The following is a 21,314-nucleotide window of genomic DNA, read 5'->3' on the forward strand; positions in this document are numbered from 1 at the left end:
ATAAAATATAACTACATAGTAAGTTGAATTTAAAAAAAAGATGCTATCTTCTAGCATCTTTTTTTCTTTAAGAGGAAATATCATTAATACTTATATTATTTGAAATTCAAATGCAGGCATATAAATAAGGGAAAAGGAGATAATATTTAACAAATTATAATTGGAAATGGTATTTTAGGTCAGAAATGTTTTTATACTAACTAGGTTATTGGTGCTAAATAAGCATAATGTCTCGCTTTTCTGCTCTTTAATCTTATCGTTATTTTTTATTAAGTACATATCGTTTTTTAGAAATCTCAATCCTAGCAGAGTATATAAATTGGGTGATAAAAATGTGGAACATAATTACTTCTTATCTTCCAGATTGGAAAGTCTTTGTACAAGCTTTTATCTTGTTTTTAATTCCGTATACTATCTCAAGATTTTTTCATTGGGTTCGTATGTCAGAGAAAGAGTGGGAAGAATGAGTTGGTGGAAGTCAAGAGACAAACAAGTGAAAAAAAATAATATTCAAAGTAAAACGAAACAAGAGCATAAACCATCTCAAAATGCAAACGTTCATTTCACAAATGATTTTGCCTCTAACTTAGAACTTATAAAGCAACAAATCGGACATAATTCTGATGTTCGCTTTCGGAAGTTTAATATTGGACGCACAGATATTCAAGCTGGGATCGTTTTTGTTGATGGTCTATCAGATAAAGAGATAATTGACAAACATATTATGAAATTACTAATGGATGATTTTTCTGATGAATATAAAAATGAATCTTCTTATGTGGAGGGGACTGTTTCAAAAGAATATATTAAAAATAAAGTTCTTACAATTAGTGAAGTAGCAGAAGTCCATTACATAAAAGATTTAATACCCAAAGTATTGATAGGTTCAACAGCTCTTTTAATTGATGGTTTAGCAGATGTGTTTATTCTTGGTACAACAAAAGCAAATAAACGAAATATTGAAGAACCAGTATCGGAGGCATTAGTCAGAGGGCCACGGGTCGGTTTTACTGAAGTATTAAGTGATAATACCTCACTTTTGCGACGACACTGTGCGGATGAGAACTTATCATTAGTAAAGCTACCAGTAGGAGAACGTGCAAAGAAAGAGTTAGTTGTCGCATTTATTAAAGATCTTGCTAGTACAGAATTGGTGGATGAAATAAAAAATAGAATTCAGAAAATTGACATAGACAGTGTACTCGAATCTGGTTATATAGAGCAACTTATTGAAGATAATTATCTCAGTCCTTTTCCGCAGATTCAAAATACAGAACGACCTGATCGTGTTATTAGTGCTTTAATGGAAGGTCGAGTAGCTATTTTGTTAGATGGAACACCATTTGTTTTAATTGCTCCAGTTACATTTAGTATGCTGCTGCAATCACCAGAAGATTATTATGAAAGGTGGCTTCCTGGTACGCTTCTCCGTTTATTACGCTTCATGACAGCTTTTGTTTCATTATTTGCTCCAGCACTGTATATTTCTTTTATTTCATTTCATCCAGGATTAATTCCCACTAAGCTCGCTATTTCTATTATCGGATCGCGAGAAGGAGTTCCTTTTCCCGCTTTAATAGAAGCGTTAATTATGGAAGTAGCTATCGAAGTTTTGCGAGAAGCAGGTTTACGTCTGCCTAAACCGATTGGGCCTGCAATGGGAATTGTGGGTGGTTTAATAATTGGTCAGGCTGCCGTAGAAGCAGGAATTGTTAGTCCAATAATGGTTATCGTTGTTGCGGTAACAGCTATTTCTTCTTTTACTATTCCTCAATATAGTGTGGGAATTACGTTACGCATTCTTCGTTTTATAGCTATGTTTTGTGCTGCGATATTTGGCTTGTATGGAGTTATTCTCTTCTTTCTTTTACTTTGCAGTCATTTAGTGAAATTGAAAAGTTTTGGCGTTCCTTATACCAGCCCTGCTGTTCCATATCGATTCAGTGACTGGAAAGATTTTATAGTTCGCATGCCATTAAAAATAATGAGACGTAGACCAAAAATAATGCATACCAAAAAAAATATCCGAAAAAGGTAGCTGATGACGAAAGGAAGTGGCCTTCAGTGATTACGAAACCTAAAGACCGAATAACAACTTCACAAGCAGTTGTTATTATTGTAAATTACATACTTGGGACAGGAATTCTCACTCTGCCCAGAGCATCTGTGGAAAAAGTGAAAACACCAGATGTATGGCTAAGTGTGATATTAGGTGGAATACTGGCAATGGTTTCAGGAGTAATTATGGTCAAATTAAGTCAGCAGTTTCCAGAAAAAACATTTTACCAATACAGTCAAGATATTGTAGGGAAATGGATAGGCAGGTTGCTTAGTTTTCTTATTATAGGGTATTTTCTTACAACTTCAGCATTTCAAATTCGTTCAATGGCAGAAGTAATAAGCTTTTTTTTGCTCGAAGGAACCCCCACATGGGCTATTGTTATGCCTTTTATGTGGATAGGTCTCTATTTGATTATGAGTGGTATTAATTCAATTGCACGGATGTTTGAAATAATATTTCCTATTACTTTTTTTATTTTTTTACTCATTTCCTTTATGAGTATCGGAATATTTGAGATAGATAATCTCCGTCCCGTATTGGGTTTGGGGATTAAACCAGTGTTAGATGGGATAAAAACAACGTCTCTCGCATATACAGGTCCTGAAATTATGTTAATTCTTTTGGTATTTATGGAACAACGAAATAAAGCAGTAAAAGCTATTTTAGTTGGAATTTCTATTCCGTTAATCTTTTATGTAATAACTGTTGTAATGGTCATTGGTGCATTATCAATTGATGGGGTTGTAACAAGAACATGGCCGACAATTGATCTTATGCGCAGTTTTGAAATTTCTGGATTGATATTTGAACGTTTTGAATCTTTATTGCTTGTAATATGGATTATGCAAATATTTGCTACCTATACGATTAGTTATTATGCAGCTGCATTAGGATTAGCACAACTCTTTAAAAAGAGAATTCATCCGTTTATTTTTGCTTTGATTCCAATCATTTACATCATTGCTATGACTTCGAAAAATATAAATGACTTGCTTAAATTGGGGGATATGCTCGGTAATGCTGCTTTATTTTTATTTGGTTTACTGCCACTGCTTCTTCTTATTATTACGCGATTAAAAGGAGGAGTAGTGTGAAAAATAAATTTAATTATATGCGGTTCTATTTGGCTTTGTTATGGACGCTTTTGCTTCTATTTTTAACAGGATGTTGGAGCAGTAAAGAAGTAGAAGAGTTGAGTTTAACTGCAGGTATAGCACTAGATAAAGGGAAGGATTCAACAATTGAGAAAGAGGATGAGGAAGGAGGTTATCCTAAAAGAAATCTTATAACAGCTACTTATCAAATTGTTAGTTCGCAAGCACAAAGTAAAGGAAATGGACAACAAAAACGTTATATAAATGTTTCTGAGACCGGTGATTCCATTCATCAAATTGTTCGTGAGTTTTCATTGAAAAGAGAGAGCACAATGTTCAGCCCACATTTAAAAAACATTGTTATTAGTGATAGTCTTGTACGTACATTCAGTTTAGAACAATTACTTGAACAGTATCTCCGTGACAATGAAGTTCGGCTTAGCTGTATGCTCTTAATTAGCAAGGGTCTAGCGAAGGAGGTACTGGAATCAAACAAAAAAGGAGAAATCCCAGCATTTCGTTTGTCTGGAATTGCAGATAATAGAAATAGAACAACAAGGATTTTACCTCCTGTATCGCTCGCTAAATTGGAAGGAAAGATGCGGTCAGGGTCCAGTTTTCTTTTGCAAAATGTAATCTCGATAAAAGGGGAAACAAAATTTGCAGGAGCTGCTGTAATTAAAGGGAAGACAAAAAAGTTGATGGGCTTTTTAAATGAACAGGAATTGGAAGGAGTAGTATGGATAAACGGAAAAAGGAATGGTGGTGTGGTAAAAACTTTTGATAAAGAATCAAAGAAACTTATTATATACGAGATAAAATCAATAAAAAGCAAAATCATACCACATGTTAACGGAAATAATATTTCCTTTGATGTAAACATTGAATCAGAAGGGCGTTTGTCTGAAAATTGGATGCAATCAGGAAAAGATTTTGAAAATGAATTTTTAAAAAGGGAAGAAAAAGCTATTGAAAAAGAAGTAAAGCACTTAGTACATCATGTTACAAAAAAAATACAAAAAGAATACCAAGTCGATATTGCGGGTTTTGGCAACCAATTAAGAATTAAACACCCGAGAACATGGGAGAAAGTCAAAAAAGATTGGGATCAAACATTTAGTAAAGTACCGATTAAATATCATATAAATGTAACTATACAAGATTATGGAGCGTCAAGTTTAAAACGGTGAGATACATTAATTGAAATTATATTTACATCAAAACAAAAAGTTATAAAAGTTTTAATTTGAAAATTTTTGTAACTTTTTGTTTTTTTATGTCCTTCTCATTATAGATTAAAGAAATGATTTTATCCCGCTATTTGCCGGGCAGTAAGACCCACACCTCAAAATTCAGCGAAAGCAAAGAAGTTATTAGAGGTATATGTAAGCTCTATATAGGAAGGAGAATTTTGAAATTCTATTGATAAACCAAGTAATTGTAATAGCCCTTATTTAGAATAATAATTTCAAAATCAATAAAATTTAGAGTAGAAGGAGTAAGAGCAAATTATTATGAATAAACAAATAGGATTCATCGGATGTGGAAACATGGGTATTGCTATGATAGGTGGGATGATTAAAAAAAATATAGTTTCTCCAGATCAAATAATTTGTTCAGATTTAAATGTCATTAATTTAAAAAATGCTAGTAATGAATATGGCATAACTATAACTACTAACAACAATGAAGTCGCTAACAGCGCTGACATTTTAATTTTATCAATCAAACCAGATTTATACTCATCGGTAATTAACCAAATAAAAGATCAAATAAAAAATGATGTAATCGTTGTAACTATTGCTGCAGGAAAAAGTATTAAGAGCACTGAGAATGAATTTGGTAGAAAGTTAAAAGTTGTTAGAGTAATGCCTAATACACCGGCACTTGTTGGAGAAGGAATGTCTGCGTTATGTTTTAATGAAATGGTTACAGAAAAAGATATAAAAGAGGTACTGAACATATTTAATATTTTCGGCCAGACGGAGGTCATAAATGAAAAACTAATGGATGTTGTTACATCTATTAGTGGTTCTTCTCCAGCATATGTGTATATGTTTATAGAAGCCATGGCAGATGCTGCTGTACTTGGCGGTATGCCGAGAAAACAAGCTTATAAATTTGCGGCTCAGGCTGTATTAGGTTCTGCAAAAATGGTATTGGAAACAGGAATACATCCAGGTGAATTGAAGGATATGGTTTGTTCTCCAGGTGGAACGACGATAGAGGCTGTAGTAACGCTAGAAGAAAAAGGTTTAAGAACAGCTATCATTTCAGCTATGAAACGTTGTACGCAAAAATCTATGGAAATGTCTAGTTTAACTAGTAAGTGAGAAGCGAATTTATATAATATTTTAAATCTATTTAATGTAAAAGAAATATTATGAGGCTAGTTAATAACTAAGTAAATTTATATACAACACTAACGAGAAGAATAAACCTTATTTTAAAGGGGATACAGAAAATATGAGTAATTTACTAAAAAAGAAATCCGTTACACAATTGTTAGAGCATAATCAAAGCAAGACTTTAACGAAAACATTAGGAGCATTTGATTTAATTATGTTAGGGGTAGGCTCGATAGTTGGAACGGGCGTTCTTGTGTTAACTGGATTAGTAGCAGCAAGAAATGCTGGCCCAGCAGTTGTTTTTTCATTTATACTTGCAGCAATTATATGTGGATTTATAGCATTATGTTACGCGGAAATTGCTTCTACACTCCCGGCGTCTGGTAGTGTATATACATACTCATATGCAACAATTGGTGAGTTTGTTGCTCATCTAGTAGGTTGGTCATTGCTATTAATATATATCGTGGCAACAGCGGCTGTCGCTGCTGGATGGACAGGCTATTTCCACAATTTAATAAAGGGATTTGGATTAGAGATACCTAAAGCTCTAGTAACGATTCCTTCGCATGGTGGTATTGTGAATCTACCAGCAGTAATCATTACATTGATATTAGCATGGATGTTATCTCGTGGTACGAGGGAAAGTAAACGAATCAATAATACAATGGTATTGATTAAAATTGGAATGATTTTGTTGTTTATTACGGTTGGTATATTCTATGTAAAACCAATGAACTGGATACCAATTGCACCATACGGTTTAAGTGGAGTTTTTACGGGTGGAGCAGCTATTTTATTCGCTTTTACGGGTTTTGATATATTAGCAACTTCAGCAGAAGAAGTAAAAGATCCGAAACGTAATCTTCCGATCGGTATTATTGCATCATTAATCATATGTACAATTATTTATGTTATGGTATGCCTTGTTATGACAGGAATGGTTTCCTATAAAGAATTAAATGTTCCTGAGGCGATGGCTTATGTAATGGAAGTTGTAGGACAAGGAAAAGTCGCTGGTGCAATTGCTGCAGGTGCTGTAATTGGCCTTATGGCTGTTATTTTTTCCAATATGTATGCGGCAACACGAGTATTCTTTGCAATGAGTCGTGATGGATTGTTACCAAAATCATTTGCGAAAGTTAATAAGAAAACTGGAGCACCCACTTTTATAACTGGATTGGCAGGAATAGGGAGCTCTATAATAGCTGGGTTTATTGATTTGAAAGAATTAGTTAATTTAGTTAATATCGGTAGTTTGGTGACGTTTGCGTTAGTTTGTCTATCAGTTATTATTCTACGTAAATCACACCCAAATTTAAAACGTGGATTTATGGTACCTTTTGTACCTGTATTACCATGCGTTGCAATTGTATGCTGTTTGTTTTTAATGCTAAATTTACCGTTAAGGACATGGGTGTACTTTAGTATTTGGATTACTATTGGGGTAGTAATATATTTCCTTTATTCGATAAAACACAGTAATTTAAATGAGGAAACGATCTCGAAATTACATGATAAAATTGCGAGATAATAACGATAGAAAATTTTATTAATAATCATATTGATAGTTGAGGAACATAGAAACAGTTTTTTACCATTTAGCAAGAGATAAAATAAGAGATGCTAGGGCAGCTAAGTACTTTTTTAGAAACCTTGCTTGTTTTTTACGATTTAAAACTGCTAAGGAGAGAGAAGTATGAGTGAATTGCATTTTATGAGTATAGAAGAATTAGATAATAAATTGAAAAAATCTGACAGTGGTATTTATTTCATTAAAGATTATAATGACAATATTATTTATGTAGGCAAGGCTTTTAGTATAAAAAGTAGAGTATTAGCTCATTTTAATAGTTATTCCAATATTGAGGAATATGTCCATTTATTTAATAAAGTAGCGTATCTCGTTGAAGATAGTTTGTTAAAACGCTCATTGTTACAAGTTACTTATATGATTAAATATAAACCAGTATTAAACAAAGAAGTACAAAAAGAATTCCCAGAGTTGTATACTCAATACATTAAGCAGACAAATAAAAAATCTATGTTGTTAGAAATTGATGAAGCTAAAGAAAAAGGGGATGAGTTAAAGAATAAATTAGTAAAATTAGTGGGTGGAAAAACTATGTTTTATGACATAATTTCTCTGTTAAACAATGGATATAACTATCATGTCCTCGCAAAAGTATTGAACATAGAACTTCAAACTTTAATTATAATAAAAGAACACCGAAATAAATTCCCGATACCACATAATTATAAGAGGACAATAAAACATCAAGATATAATGTATGCTTTATCTGGAAAAAAGAATTTAAGTACTTCAAGGTTAAACACTTAACTTTAAAATAGTAAATTCGTTGCTTTTGTAGCTTTTATTGTTATATTGAAATGCAATGTACATTTGTGTTTCAAATTTAATTGGTGGAATAAGGGGAGGGAAAGGGTTTCTATAAAAATACTGGAATAAATTAGGTTGCTCATGCATAAATAGCATAATTAGGTACATGTTATTTATAAATATTCAAAGATGAGAAAGTAATACAAATGAAATTCTTATTTCTGCTACTACAAGTACTATTGAGCAAATGAAGTATGAAATTGCTTTTGAACTAGGAGTCACACTGGGACCTGATACATCACATCATCTGCAAATGGTTCGGATCGGTGGAGAGATTACAAAACGCTTAGTTCGAATGGCTGAAAAACAGTTAACAGGTCAATACAGAGTACACTAAGAAAATAATCCGTATATATATATGGATTATTTTTCCTTTAATTTACAAAAAAATAAATTTCGAAATTGAAAAAACCTCTCAGATTCCTTTATAACAAACTTTTTTAGTTGTGTTAATGATATAGGTATCAAAAGATAATAAACCCGATACGAACGATGTATGAGCCTTTAAAAGAGTTTTGGTGTTATTTGCAATTTTAATTTCATAATACTTAAGCCGATATAATAAAATGTTTTATGTCTAAATTGATATAAAGTAATAATTATTAAGTGATATTTCTTTTTTATAGAATAAGTAAAAACTGATATTGTAGTAATTACTGTTTTGAGGTCAATTTACTGTGCACCTTAATTATTGAAGTTTTTTTGTTGATTAAAAACTATTGTATTTGGAAATTAATAATAAGTTTATCCCGCTATTTGCCGGGCAGTAAGACCTCCACCTAACTTCTTTGCTTCCGCTGAATTTTGAGGTGGAGGTCTTACTGCCCGTAAAAGCCCGATTGGTGAGGGCTAATAATCAGTGGGGATGAACAAAACCCCCACTGATTAAAGTTTCACTTTATGTGATGCGGTAATAAAACTATCTAGTTTGCTATTCTTAGTATTTGTAAAGTCTATATATTTTTTCCTCTTTTGTGGAAAGTAAAACTATTGTTACGACCAGTAATATAGTGTCATTTTTTTGAATATTCCATTCGTTTTTTATTTTTAGTTGATGAAAAGACCTTTCTCTCAATTAAATGTTTAATTGAGTACTTGAATTTCCTCCACCTTGTACTTTTCAAAGCATAGTGCTTCAAAAATAGCCGTATCGCTTTCATCTGTTTCCAATTTCACAACTTCTTTATTATTTTTTTCTAAAATTTGGAGCAAAATAGTTTTTCAGTTTCACATTTAAATTAGCAGTATTTATTTTTTGAATTCAATTTGTATAAATGATTGAATTGGAACTTTGACTGTTGTTTCTTGCGGTGGTACAGTACCTCTTTTTACTTTCGCTTTATTTTAAATCTTTTTCCAGCTTGGTCCTCGCATTGACTACCACTGTATTTTGTAGTACTTCACTGTTTTCTCAAGTTCAATAATATATCTTGTAGAATTAAGAAAAGAACTTAGTGTATTTCCTTTACTTATCTACTCTGATATTTAGATGCTAACTACAATTAAATAATATATGATTTTTATAAAAAAGATATAGTAATATTTTGTTGTGAATTGTACTAATTTGATATTTTATAGTATTATTTGTCGTGAATTATATATAACAGAATATATTTTATGGATCTATAAAGGAGAATGTAATGAATACTTCCATCGATATACAACACTTGTGTGATCTTGCACATAAAGCATTTAATGCCCCTGTGCATATTTTGTCTACAGACAGAAAAATTTTATATCATTCTACATCTGATAATGTTTGTAGTCCTTTTTATTCTTCAAAAGAAGAACATCTTAGTGATATTTATCAAGAAAACGATCCCTTTAACTTGCCACTTTTTCGAAGCAATAACTATCTTGAAAATTTTGTTCTAATTCATATAGAAAATCATGATGATATTAAAGGGACTATTATAATCGGTCCTACTATACATTCAAAAGATTCAGATGATATGATCATAAAATTTCAGAAAGAATTTAAATCAAATGATAACATTCAAGAAAGACTTGCCTATTATCAGTGTTTATCTGAGATTAAAAAAACTACATTAATTGATATGGGAATTTTATTACATTACATGATTTTCAATGAAAAGTTAGATGTAGATATTGTCTTGGAAAAAAATAAAGTACTAGAGGAAGTTCCTAATAAAATTGTGAAACCTGATTTATATATTTTAAAACGCCGACAAAACAAACCTAAAACACACAATATGGCATTAGTAAATGATTTCTTTTCGACTATCAAAGAAGGAAATAAAAAAAAGTTAATACAGTATATGTATGCGGTTTCACAAGAAGATGTTGAACTTATGCTAATAGAGGATCCGCTCAGGAATCAAAAAAACCTTGGAATTATTGCGATTACCTTAGCCACTCGATATGCAATAGAAGGAAATCTGCCACCAGATATTGCTTTTGCTCATAGTATTTTATATATACAAACCCTGGAACAATTAGATAGTGTAGAATCTGTAAAGCGATTGTCAGGGGACGCTTTACGTACCTTTGCAGATCGTGTGAAAGAATACAATGCAAAAAAGTATTCTTACGCGGTTACTACATGTATAAAACATATTAATAAAAATGTTTATGATGGAATATCTCTGAATGAACTTGCTAATCATTTAGAAATTACGCCTACTTATCTGTCTAAACTATTTAAAAAAGAAATGGGAATTACTTTAAGCGAATATATTCAAAGGGAACGAGTGGAAGAAGCAAAGAAATTATTAACCCTCACTACTTATTCGTTATCAGATATCTGTGCTTGGCTTAACTTTAATGACCAAAGTTATTTTATAAGAGTTTTCAAAAAAATCACTAGCATGACTCCTAGGCAGTACCGTGAAAAATATACAATAATATAAGCTTGTTATTTGCTGTCTCCAATGTAAAGACTTAAACATGGGTGTAAGTACCCCAAAAGATGAAAATACTGGACTTATTACGCTAGAAAGAGTTTGTGATTTGTCTAGAAAAAGAACTTGTATTCAAATAGACGTATGAGATTAACCAGATATTATCTTGTTAGCGGAACAGTTTCAATTTTTAGGAGTTAGAAAAATAATGGAGAAACAAAGTATATCTATTTTTTTAATAACAATCATGTGCTGAATTTATCCCGCTATTTGCCGGGCAGTAAGACCTCCATCTAAAAATTCAGCGAAAGCAAAGAAGTTAGGTGGGGGGCGGGCTGCCCGTAAAAGCCCGATTGGTGTGGGCTAATAATCAGTGGGGATGAAAAAAACCCCCACTGATTAAAGTTGCACTTTATCGGTATAGTTCTGAATCAGATAAACTAGTCTGATGTCAGCTCAAACAAATAGCTCTTGAAGACTTTATAAACACATATGTGAGCAAAAGCTCAATGGAAATCTTTGTACCATATTGTTAATTTGAAAAAATACACTAACCGTTATTTTGCTAAAGGAAATAAAAAGACAGAAGGCTGCAAAGAGTGTTCCAAGGAAGCTTTGCAGCTTTTTTGTAATTTAAAACCTATGTTTATAACGAAGATAAGTTTATAGACTAATATCTTCATACTGGATATTTATTAATAATGATATTAGGATTTTTTGTGAAAAATCAATAATATAACATATATTACTAAATATATCTACATTTTATGCAATTATACATAACTAAATAAAGGTAAAAAAGTATAAAAAGACCTATTATATTATTCTATAAGTATTTTTTCTAAAATAAAATTTCTTGGTTGAGCTAAAATAGTTATTTTTAACCGTATACACATTAATTTGTAATCATTCCAATTACAGAAATGAAATTTACGAATAACTATATTTATATAATTTTTTCCGGGACATATTTTTATTTAACAGTGAATTATCGAGCTTAATCGACAAAATCTTTCTATTTACGCATTAAAAATTTAATGTTTTAATGAACAACATAACTGGTATGACCAGACAGAAAGGAGAAGGTTACGCTAATAGGAATTATAGTGAAGTTGTAAGTAACATTATGTCTTTAATAATTTTCTAAATAGTCAATTTATTCACAAGAGGTCAAGAATCAAATTGGTAATAAACGTGTTCTAAGTTTCTGCATAACAAAAGTGAAGTTATTCCGCAATAAAAGTATAAGCAATGTACAGTATAATTTCATCTTTTGTTGTCTAGTAAGGAGTTTGCTGACAAAACTAAGAGGGATATTATCAAATTGAAATTAAACAATGTTATGACAAGATTAACTGTAAGCATTGGTTTATTGATCCTCACGATTCTGTAAGTTAAACCGCAACTTTAGGAAAGAATTAATAATTTACTACTCATAAGGTGCCTGATTCAAATATAGTTAATAAATTTTTGTTATTTATATTTTAAAAAATAGAGTATCGAAATGAGAGATAAATAAAATCCTTATATCCTATTAGAAGTAAAAAACAACGATATTAACGTATCTGAAAGATTTCTCCTTCTTATCCAGTTTACAAAGAGAGCGGTCGTACAAGTTATATGAATTAAGTTATAAAAACAATGGTAAAGGAGTGTACGGAATGAAAACTAAAATAATGACAGGATTTTTAATAACATCCATTGTAACTGGAGCAACTATTCCTATCAATACTCTCGCAACACCAATCGTTCAAGCAGAAACTCAACAAGAAAACATGGATATTTCTTCATCATTACGAAAATTAGGTGCGCATTCTAAATTAGTCCAAACGTATATTGATCAATCTTTAATGAGTCCTAATGTACAGCTAGAGGAAGTCCCAGCTTTAAATACCAATCAATTCCTAATCAAACAAGATATGAAGGAATGGTCATCGGAACTCTATCCACAGTTAATTCTATTAAATTCAAAAAGTAAAGGATTTGTAACAAAATTTAATAGTTATTACCCGACATTAAAATCGTTTGTAGACAATAAAGAAGATAGAGAAGGGTTTTCGGATAGACTTGAAGTACTTCAAGAAATGGCTATGACGAATCAAGAAAATGCGCAACGACAAATCAATGAATTAACAGATCTTAAATTACAGCTTGATAAAAAATTAAAAGATTTTGATACTGATGTGGCAACTGCGCAAGGCATACTAAGTACAGATGGAACAGGAAAAATAGATCAGTTAAAAAATGAAATATTAAATACCAAAAAAGCAATTCAAAATGATTTACAGCAAATTGCATTAATACCAGGGGCTTTAAATGAACAGGGATTTGCTATATTCAAAGAAGTTTATAGTCTTTCAAAAGAAATTATTGAACCGGCTGCTCAAGCAGGGGTGGCAGCGTATAACAAAGGAAAAGAAATTAACAACTCTATTTTAGAAGCGGAGAAAAAAGCGGCGCAAGAAGCGACAGAACAAGGTAAAACTGCTCTAGAGATTGAAGCAGCAAAAAAAGCAGCTCGTGAAGCAATTGAGAAAAGCAAACAAGGTGAAATAGCAGCCGCAGCCGCAGCAAAAACACAAGAGTATGACCTGATGAAGGTCATTGATACCGAAAAGATTAAGAAAACATTTGGCGTTTTTGCTGAAGTAAATAAATTAACAGCAGAACAGCGAGCATATTTAGATGATTTAGAGAAACAAAATCAAAAAATATATGATTTAACAACGAAATTATCAATAGCTGATTTACAAAAATCAATGCTTCTTCTTACACAAAATGATTTGCATACGTTTGCAAATCAAGTAGATGTAGAACTTGACCTACTAAAGCGCTATAAAGAAGATTTAAATCTAATAAAAAATAGCATTACAAAATTATCTACTAATGTTGATACAACTAACGAGCAGTCTCAAAAAGATACATTAAGACAATTAAAAAATGTAATAAGTTACCTTGAAGAACAAGTATATAAATTTTGATATTGCGTTTCTTGGGAATTCATAAAGATTATAAGCATTTAGCGAAAGAAGGAGAATAGTCATGAAAAAATTTCCATTCAAAGTACTAACTTTAGCTACATTAGCAACTGTTATAACTGCTACTACCGGTAACACTATTCATGCATTTGCACAAGAAACGACCGCTCAAGAACAAAAAGTAGGCAATTATGCATTGGGCCCCGAAGGACTGAAGAAAGCATTAGCTGAAACAGGGTCTCATATTCTAGTAATGGATTTATACGCAAAAACAATGATTAAGCAACCAAATGTAAATTTATCTAATATCGATTTAGGCTCAGAGGGGGGAGAGTTGCTCAAAAATATTCACCTTAATCAAGAGCTGTCACGAATCAATGCGAATTACTGGTTAGATACAGCGAAGCCACAGATTCAAAAAACTGCTCGTAATATTGTAAATTACGATGAACAATTTCAAAATTATTACGACACATTAGTAGAAACTGTACAAAAGAAAGATAAGGCAGGTCTAAAAGAGGGTATAAATGATTTAATTACTACAATCAATACAAATTCAAAAGAAGTTACAGATGTGATTAAGATGCTACAAGACTTCAAAGGGAAACTATATCAAAATTCTACAGATTTTAAAAATAATGTTGGTGGTCCAGATGGGAAAGGTGGATTAACTGCAATATTAGCAGGTCAACAGGCAACGATTCCACAACTTCAAGCTGAAATTGAGCAACTTCGTTCTACTCAGAAAAAACATTTTGATGATGTATTAGCATGGTCAATTGGTGGTGGATTGGGAGCAGCTATTTTAGTTATTGCAGCTATTGGAGGAGCGGTAGTTATTGTTGTAACTGGCGGTACAGCAACACCGGCTGTTGTTGGTGGACTCTCGGCTCTTGGCGCAGCTGGTATCGGTCTAGGAACTGCGGCTGGTGTCACAGCATCTAAGCATATGGACTCCTATAATGAAATTTCTAACAAAATCGGAGAATTAAGTATGAAAGCAGATCGTGCTAATCAAGCAGTTCTTTCGCTTACTAACGCGAAAGAAACATTGGCATATTTATACCAGACTGTAGATCAAGCGATATTGTCTCTAACAAATATTCAAAAGCAATGGAATACAATGGGCGCAAATTATACAGATTTATTGGATAATATCGATTCTATGCAAGACCACAAATTCTCTTTAATACCAGATGATTTAAAAGCCGCTAAAGAAAGTTGGAATGATATTCATAAAGATGCAGAATTCATTTCAAAAGATATTGCTTTTAAACAGGAGTAGAACTGAAATTTAAAACCTAAATTGGAGGAAAATGAAATGATAAAAAAAATCCCTTACAAATTACTCGCTGTATCGACGCTATTAACTATTACAACTGCTAATGTAGTTTCACCAGTAACAACTTTTGCAAGTGAAATTGAACAAACGAATAATGGAGATACGGCTCTTTCTGCAAATGAAGCGAGAATGAAAGAGACCTTGCAAAAGGCTGGATTATTTACAAAATCTATGAATGCCTATTCTTATATGTTAATTAAGAATCCTGATGTGAATTTTGAGGGAATTACCATTAATGGATATGTAGATTTACCTGGTAGAATCGTACAAGATCAAAAGAATGCAAGGGCACATGCCGTTACTTGGGATACGAAAGTAAAAAAACAGCTTTTAGATACACTGAATGGTATTGTTGAATACGATACAACATTTGATAATTATTATGAAACAATGATAGAGGCGATTAATACAGGGGATGGAGAAACTTTAAAAGAAGGGATTACAGATTTACGAGGTGAAATTCAACAAAATCAAAAGTATGCACAACAACTAATAGAAGAATTAACTAAATTAAGAGACTCTATTGGACACGATGTTAGAGCATTTGGAAGTAATAAAGAGCTCTTGCAGTCAATTTTAAAAAATCAAGGTGCAGATGTTGATGCCGATCAAAAGCGTCTAGAAGAAGTATTAGGATCAGTAAACTATTATAAACAATTAGAATCTGATGGGTTTAATGTAATGAAGGGTGCTATTTTGGGTCTACCAATAATTGGCGGTATCATAGTGGGAGTAGCAAGGGATAATTTAGGTAAGTTAGAGCCTTTATTAGCAGAATTACGTCAGACCGTGGATTATAAAGTAACCTTAAATCGTGTAGTTGGAGTTGCTTACAGTAATATTAATGAAATGCACAAGGCGCTTGATGATGCTATTAACGCTCTTACTTATATGTCCACGCAGTGGCATGATTTAGATTCTCAATATTCGGGCGTTCTAGGGCATATTGAGAATGCAGCTCAAAAAGCCGATCAAAATAAATTTAAATTCTTAAAACCTAATTTAAATGCAGCGAAAGACAGTTGGAAAACATTACGAACAGATGCTGTTACATTAAAAGAAGGAATAAAGGAATTAAAAGTGGAAACTGTTACTCCACAAAAATAGGGAAATATTAATTCTGTTGTAAAGTGAACTAAAACATAGAAAGTCTATGATTACACTGTTAAACAGAAAAGTAATAATTAATAAATCCTTATATAACAGAAAGGCGGAGTCTCATTAAAGACTTCGCCTTTCAATTATATATAAGTATGATTCGAATAAAAAATAACCTTGTAGTTTAATTGCTTTTTTTAAATTTGCAACAGAATCGGTTAATTTGAAGCAGATTATATACATTTTCTTTAATACTTAATGATTTGAAGGCTGCTAAAGAAAGTTCAAACGATACTGATAAAAGATGTAGAACTCATTTTGAAAGACATCGCTTTTTAATAAGATTAGAACTTGAAACCATACCTTATATAGGAGGAATACGAAATGATGAAAAAAATCCCTCATAAACTACTCGCTGTATCAGCGTTTTTAACTATAACAACTACTTATGCAGTCATACCACTAGAAACTTTTGCAATTGAAATTGAACAAACGAACACTGAAAATATGTCTCTTTCAGCAAATGAAGAACAGATGAAAAAAGCTTTGCAAGATGCTGGTTTATTTGCAAAAGCTATGAATGAATATTCTTATTTGCTAATTAATAATCCAGATGTGAGTTTTGAAGGAATAACTATTAATGGAAATGCAGATTTACCTAGTAAAATTGTACAAGATCAAAAGAATGCAAGAGCACATGCTGTTACATGGAATACACAAGTAAAAAAACAGCTTTTAGATACATTGACAGGCATTATAGAATACGATACAAAATTTGAAAATTATTATGAAACATTAGTAGAGGGGATCAATACTGGAAATGGAGATACTTTAAAAAAAGGGATTACAGATTTACAGGGAGGAATTCAACAAAATCAAAAGTCTGCAAAAGCATTAAAAGAAGAATTAATTCAATTAAAAAATGCTATTGGAGAAGATGTTAGAACATTTGGAAGTCATAAAGAGACATTGCAATCGATTTTAAAAAACCAAGGTGCTGATGTGGAGGCTGACCAAAAGCGTCTAGAGGACCTTTTAGGACAAGTAAAATATCAGAAAGACATAGAATCTAAGGGCTTAGACATGGTGAAAATCCCCTTTATTCCAACCTTGATTGCTGGTGGCATAATGATAGGTGATGCAAGAGGTAAGTTAGGTTGGCTAGAACCTGAATTAGCAAAATTGCGTCAGACTGTAGATTATAAAATAACATTGAATCGTGTAGTTGGAGTTGCATTTCATAATATTAGTGATATGCATAGTATGCTTGATAGTGCTATCACTGCTCTTACTTATATGTCTACGCAATGGGAGGATTTAGATTCTCAATATTCGGGTGTACTGGGACATATTGATAAAGCTGATCAAAAAGCTGATCAAAATAAATATAAATTCTTAACCCCTAGCTTGAATGCAGCGAAAAACAGTTGGAAAACATTAAAAACAGATGTTGTCACTTTGCAAGAAGGGATAAAAATTGCAGAGAAAAAAGAACAGGATTTTTTGAATCAGCTTCGTCCATCAAACGTTTTCTACTTTTATAAAAAAATTCATAACGCATACACTTTTGAAATAAAGACTGGAACAAATGCGCCAAATGCGTCTTATAAAGTTATGAATTTAACTAAAAACACTGTTCATAATATGTGGAGTGGAGGGGCTAATACTAACATGTGGGCTGATTGGCTTTCATTCAATCCAAATGATGAATTTGCGGTAGTAGCAGTAGTGGATGGTAAAGAATATGTTGTGTATAAAGACAAAGTCCAAAATATAATGAACTGAATCTGAAAGTAACGAAGTAATTGGAGCTGGAGAATAAACTAGACACCAAGTTAATTGAAAAATTGCAATGGCATATATCTCCTTATATCCTAGAATAATTTGCTCAAGAAAAAGAATTTGTTCAGCGAAAAAGTAAATATTGAACCAAGGAGTTAGTTGTCTTATGTGTATGGTTTTACCGAAAGGTTTCAAGTACATTACTCATACAATTATGTAGTTATCCTGAAGCATCTACAGGTGTTCTTATCGACCTTGAAGAACTACTTAGCTTCCTAAGTTGAGTGATTTTATGCAAAATTAAGTAAACGTTTTTGTACATAGATTAGTTGACATTTATATAGTTTTTTTCCATTTTTAAAGATAGTTTTGTTTTTTATGTTATTTTTCAAAAATTACTGCTGAAATTTCTATATTCATCACTCAGCATATAATCATTGTTTGATGAAATGACATACCACGTCCCTTAGAGTTTCAGACATATTACGATAAATTAAAGAAAAAAGATAATAGTAGTCAACGGTTACTATTATCTTTTTTGAACTATTTTTCATTAAAATATCTCATCTGCTGTGCCCCTTATTTACTTTTCTAGATTTTATCCTAGTTTAAAATTTATGCATTTGAACTGTTTATACAATTTGTAGGATTTTTAGCTTTTTTGTCGAATACACTTAATGCAAGGAGGGACATTACATGATTATTAAAGATTATTTCATCAACCTTTCTATTTTTTCTTTATTAGTTAGCGCAGCAATATTTATTCAAGTGTTTACAATTAATTCTAGTCGATATTTTGAAAAGCTCTATGGAGGGATTATTGCAGTTACGTTAATGTTCTTTTCTTTTCCATACATGGGATTTTCCTACGATCTTCGAGTTGTTCCTCTTATTCTATCTTTTATTTACTTTGGTCGTATTGCTGGTTGGATTACGTTAATTAGCATAATTGTAATGCGTATCTTTTACACAGGAGGGTACTGGGAACCTCCTGTGATTGCTTATTTAGGTATGGGGATTCTATTTTCTACCTTTAAAACTTATTTTAAAAAACTACATCCTTTTAAAAGTGCATCGTTATATTTTTCTGTTTTTATTGGAATAAAGTGGTTAGTTGGCGTATTATTTAATACTACATTACTTTACACAGGAGGCTTATTATATATAGCGTTAGGACTTTTAATTGGGCTATTTCTTATGGAAGCCTACCAGAGATTGTATTATTTAACACAGGACTTATCTAAAATGAATCGAGAATTAAAAAAATCGAAGCAAGAACTTGCAGATACCGTACATGAGCTTCAAGGAGGAATTTTTAAATTTAAAAAAGTGGGTAAGCACTTTATACACACTTTATGTGATGGACAGTTTTATTATCAAAACGGATTTTATTCTGAACAGGTGGTAGGAAAAAGCTTACGTACTATTGATGCTTCTATTGTTCCTCCACATTTAGTTCCACAATTGATGAAGTACTATCTTCAGGCATGGGAAGGAAAAGAAATTATATTTGAATTACCTTGGCCAAATGATAAAACTATTATTCTTATTGCGCTTAGGCCGATTAAACGAAATGGACAAGTTATTGAAGTTGTTGGTTCTACAGTTGATATAACCGAAAGGAAAAAGGTAGAATCAGAATTAAGCGCTACCAAAGAATTATTGGAATCATTTATAAAGCACAATCTAGATGCTATTACCATTTCTGATCGAGAAGGGCATATTTTACAAGCGAATAAAGCTTATGAAAAGATATTTGGGTGGTCATCACAAGAAATCATAGGTAAGAGATTACCTTGTGTACCAGATTTTTTAATGGAAGAATCGATTAAAAATATTCAGAAAATTCTAACAGGTGAATCTGTGGTTACTAGATTAGAAACTGTTAGACAAAGGAGCGATGGGAGTCTTCTTGATGTCAGTCTGACAGTTTCTCCTATACTAGATGTAAGAGGAAATGTGATAGCTTTATCAGCAATATGTAGAGACATCTCTGAAAGAAAACAAGCAGAAAGAGAACGACATCGATTACACCAGCAATTAAGAGATAGTGAAATGAAGTACCGTGCACTAATTGAACAAGCAACTGATGCGGTATATGTAGTAGAGCTGAATGAAGATAATGCTCCAAGTCGATTTATTGAGGTAAACCCTGTTGGGTGTAGAAGATTTGGATATAGTAGAGAAGAGTTGCTCTCATTATCATTTTCAAATGTAGTACCACAAGATTCTCAAATAATCGTAAGGTTATTAGAAAAAATTAAAAAGGGACAAACTTCCTTCACTTTGCAAGATGAATATGTTTTTCCAACAGGAAAAGTAATAACAACTGAGTTTAGTGTTCGTGTTTTTAACTTAAATGGTAAAAAAGTTTTCCTAAGTATTTCTCGTGATATCACTGAACGGCTAAAAACAGAAGAATTATTACGAAAATCTGAAAAACTTGCTGTTGTAGGACAATTAGCGACTGTAATGGCTCATGAGATTAATAATCCATTAACTGCAATGAAAGGGTTCATGCAATTACTAAAATCAACGGAAAATGAAAATAATCAAAGTTATATAAATATAGTATCATCAGAGATTGAGCGTATAGAGAGTATTACAACTGAATTTATGGCGGTAGCCAAACCACAGGTGGTAAAAATAAAACCTAATGATATTAGTGTGCTAATGGATCAAGTTTTAATGCTACTACAACCTCAAGCAATGATGAATAATATAAAAATTAGAATTGATCTTAACCCTGGTATTCCATTGATTTCATGTGAAGGAAATCAATTAAAGCAAGTATTTGTTAATATATTAAAAAATGCAATTGAATCTATGCCGATGGGAGGAGAAATTCTCATTCAATTAAATATACTTGATAATAATCAATTAAGTATTCGTTTTATCGATCAAGGGTGTGGGATTCCAAAAGAACGTATACCATACCTCGGAGAACCTTTTTATAGTATTAAAGAAGAGGGGATTGGCTTAGGGTTAATGATCTGTTATAAAATCATTGAAACACATCAGGGAAAGGTATTTATTGAGAGTGAAGTGAATAAGGGAACTACAGTTGAAGTCACTCTCCCTATTTGTACACTTCAAAATTAATACACTCTTTTACTGAAATTTTATAAATTTGTGAGCAGTTAGCTTTGGCTAGCTGCTTTTTTGCATATATTGTAATGGATTCTTCATATTACGGCTTTTTGATGTTTCATATATGGATTTTGTAGCTTTTAAGAACTCTGTAAGTGTTTTGTAATATTTACGAGAGACTTTTTTAACAGTTATGAGAGAGAAAAGAAAGATTTGTTATATATGATGAAATTAATCTTACTAGTAGGTGTTCTAATT

Annotated in this window: 14 protein-coding genes; 13 read left to right on the plus strand and 1 reads right to left on the minus strand. The window is 31.9% G+C overall.

Annotated features, from left to right (window positions below):
- Positions 1 to 463 precede the first annotated feature (463 nt).
- The 7 genes from D1166_RS27740 (at position 464) to D1166_RS27770 (ending at position 8,242) form a co-directional block, all read left to right on the plus strand.
- A complete protein-coding gene (locus tag D1166_RS27740) occupies positions 464 to 2,038 on the plus strand; it encodes a spore germination protein (protein WP_000119227.1) in 1,575 nt (524 codons plus the stop codon).
- Positions 2,039 to 2,064: 26 nt separating this feature from the next.
- Positions 2,065 to 3,156, plus strand: coding sequence for a spore germination protein (locus D1166_RS27745; RefSeq protein WP_000628985.1), 1,092 nt, complete (start codon positions 2,065 to 2,067; stop codon positions 3,154 to 3,156).
- A complete protein-coding gene (locus D1166_RS27750; RefSeq protein WP_000790799.1) occupies positions 3,153 to 4,346 on the plus strand; it encodes a Ger(x)C family spore germination protein in 1,194 nt (397 codons plus the stop codon). Before D1166_RS27745 ends, D1166_RS27750 begins: the two co-directional genes overlap by 4 nt.
- A gap of 324 nt (positions 4,347 to 4,670) precedes the next feature.
- A complete protein-coding gene (gene proC / locus D1166_RS27755; protein WP_001041290.1) occupies positions 4,671 to 5,489 on the plus strand; it encodes a pyrroline-5-carboxylate reductase in 819 nt (272 codons plus the stop codon).
- 133 nt (positions 5,490 to 5,622) lie between these two features.
- Positions 5,623 to 7,038 carry an amino acid permease gene (locus D1166_RS27760; protein WP_000067454.1) on the plus strand — a complete coding sequence of 472 codons (1,416 nt, stop codon included), beginning with the start codon at positions 5,623 to 5,625 and terminating at the stop codon, positions 7,036 to 7,038.
- Positions 7,039 to 7,203: 165 nt separating this feature from the next.
- Positions 7,204 to 7,845 carry a nucleotide excision repair endonuclease gene (locus D1166_RS27765; RefSeq protein WP_001292166.1) on the plus strand — a complete coding sequence of 214 codons (642 nt, stop codon included), beginning with the start codon at positions 7,204 to 7,206 and terminating at the stop codon, positions 7,843 to 7,845.
- Between the two features lie 211 nt (positions 7,846 to 8,056).
- Positions 8,057 to 8,242 (plus strand): alpha/beta-type small acid-soluble spore protein, encoded by a 186-nt coding sequence (locus D1166_RS27770; RefSeq protein ID WP_130813691.1) that lies wholly within the window; start codon positions 8,057 to 8,059, stop codon positions 8,240 to 8,242.
- 746 nt (positions 8,243 to 8,988) lie between these two features.
- Here D1166_RS27770 and D1166_RS27775 read toward each other — a convergent pair.
- On the minus strand, positions 8,989 to 9,117 hold the full coding sequence (locus D1166_RS27775; RefSeq protein ID WP_001986326.1) for a hypothetical protein: 129 nt from the start codon (positions 9,115 to 9,117) through the stop codon (positions 8,989 to 8,991).
- Between the two features lie 428 nt (positions 9,118 to 9,545).
- Here D1166_RS27775 and D1166_RS27785 point away from each other — a divergent pair, with 428 nt between their 5' ends.
- The 6 genes from D1166_RS27785 to D1166_RS27810 all read left to right on the plus strand — a co-directional run bounded on the left by D1166_RS27785 (position 9,546) and on the right by D1166_RS27810 (position 21,068).
- On the plus strand, positions 9,546 to 10,775 hold the full coding sequence (locus tag D1166_RS27785; RefSeq protein ID WP_001097930.1) for a helix-turn-helix domain-containing protein: 1,230 nt from the start codon (positions 9,546 to 9,548) through the stop codon (positions 10,773 to 10,775).
- Positions 10,776 to 12,427: 1,652 nt separating this feature from the next.
- A complete protein-coding gene (gene hblC / locus D1166_RS27790; protein WP_000850225.1) occupies positions 12,428 to 13,747 on the plus strand; it encodes a hemolytic enterotoxin HBL lytic component L2 in 1,320 nt (439 codons plus the stop codon).
- Between the two features lie 61 nt (positions 13,748 to 13,808).
- Complete coding sequence (hblD, locus tag D1166_RS27795) at positions 13,809 to 15,029, plus strand: hemolytic enterotoxin HBL lytic component L1 (RefSeq protein WP_000714435.1); 1,221 nt, start codon at positions 13,809 to 13,811, stop codon at positions 15,027 to 15,029.
- Between the two features lie 36 nt (positions 15,030 to 15,065).
- Positions 15,066 to 16,193 carry a hemolysin BL binding component B gene (gene hblA, locus D1166_RS27800; protein WP_118043506.1) on the plus strand — a complete coding sequence of 376 codons (1,128 nt, stop codon included), beginning with the start codon at positions 15,066 to 15,068 and terminating at the stop codon, positions 16,191 to 16,193.
- Positions 16,194 to 16,568: 375 nt separating this feature from the next.
- Positions 16,569 to 17,969, plus strand: coding sequence for a hemolysin BL regulatory component HblB (gene hblB / locus D1166_RS27805; protein WP_044584613.1), 1,401 nt, complete (start codon positions 16,569 to 16,571; stop codon positions 17,967 to 17,969).
- Between the two features lie 693 nt (positions 17,970 to 18,662).
- On the plus strand, positions 18,663 to 21,068 hold the full coding sequence (locus D1166_RS27810) for a PAS domain S-box protein (RefSeq protein ID WP_000584297.1): 2,406 nt from the start codon (positions 18,663 to 18,665) through the stop codon (positions 21,066 to 21,068).
- Positions 21,069 to 21,314 lie beyond the last annotated feature (246 nt).

The organism is Bacillus sp. ISO11 (assembly GCF_003458115.1).
In the GTDB taxonomy this organism is placed as follows: domain Bacteria; phylum Bacillota; class Bacilli; order Bacillales; family Bacillaceae_G; genus Bacillus_A; species Bacillus_A cereus.

Coding starts and splice junctions, on each gene's coding strand:
- D1166_RS27740 (WP_000119227.1), top strand. CDS start 464: ATGAGTTGGTGGAAGTCAAGAGACAAACAAGTGAAAAAAAATAATATT.
- proC (WP_001041290.1), top strand. CDS start 4,671: ATGAATAAACAAATAGGATTCATCGGATGTGGAAACATGGGTATTGCT.
- D1166_RS27760 (WP_000067454.1), top strand. CDS start 5,623: ATGAGTAATTTACTAAAAAAGAAATCCGTTACACAATTGTTAGAGCAT.
- D1166_RS27765 (WP_001292166.1), top strand. CDS start 7,204: ATGAGTGAATTGCATTTTATGAGTATAGAAGAATTAGATAATAAATTG.
- D1166_RS27785 (WP_001097930.1), top strand. CDS start 9,546: ATGAATACTTCCATCGATATACAACACTTGTGTGATCTTGCACATAAA.
- hblC (WP_000850225.1), top strand. CDS start 12,428: ATGAAAACTAAAATAATGACAGGATTTTTAATAACATCCATTGTAACT.
- hblD (WP_000714435.1), top strand. CDS start 13,809: ATGAAAAAATTTCCATTCAAAGTACTAACTTTAGCTACATTAGCAACT.
- hblA (WP_118043506.1), top strand. CDS start 15,066: ATGATAAAAAAAATCCCTTACAAATTACTCGCTGTATCGACGCTATTA.
- hblB (WP_044584613.1), top strand. CDS start 16,569: ATGATGAAAAAAATCCCTCATAAACTACTCGCTGTATCAGCGTTTTTA.
- D1166_RS27810 (WP_000584297.1), top strand. CDS start 18,663: ATGATTATTAAAGATTATTTCATCAACCTTTCTATTTTTTCTTTATTA.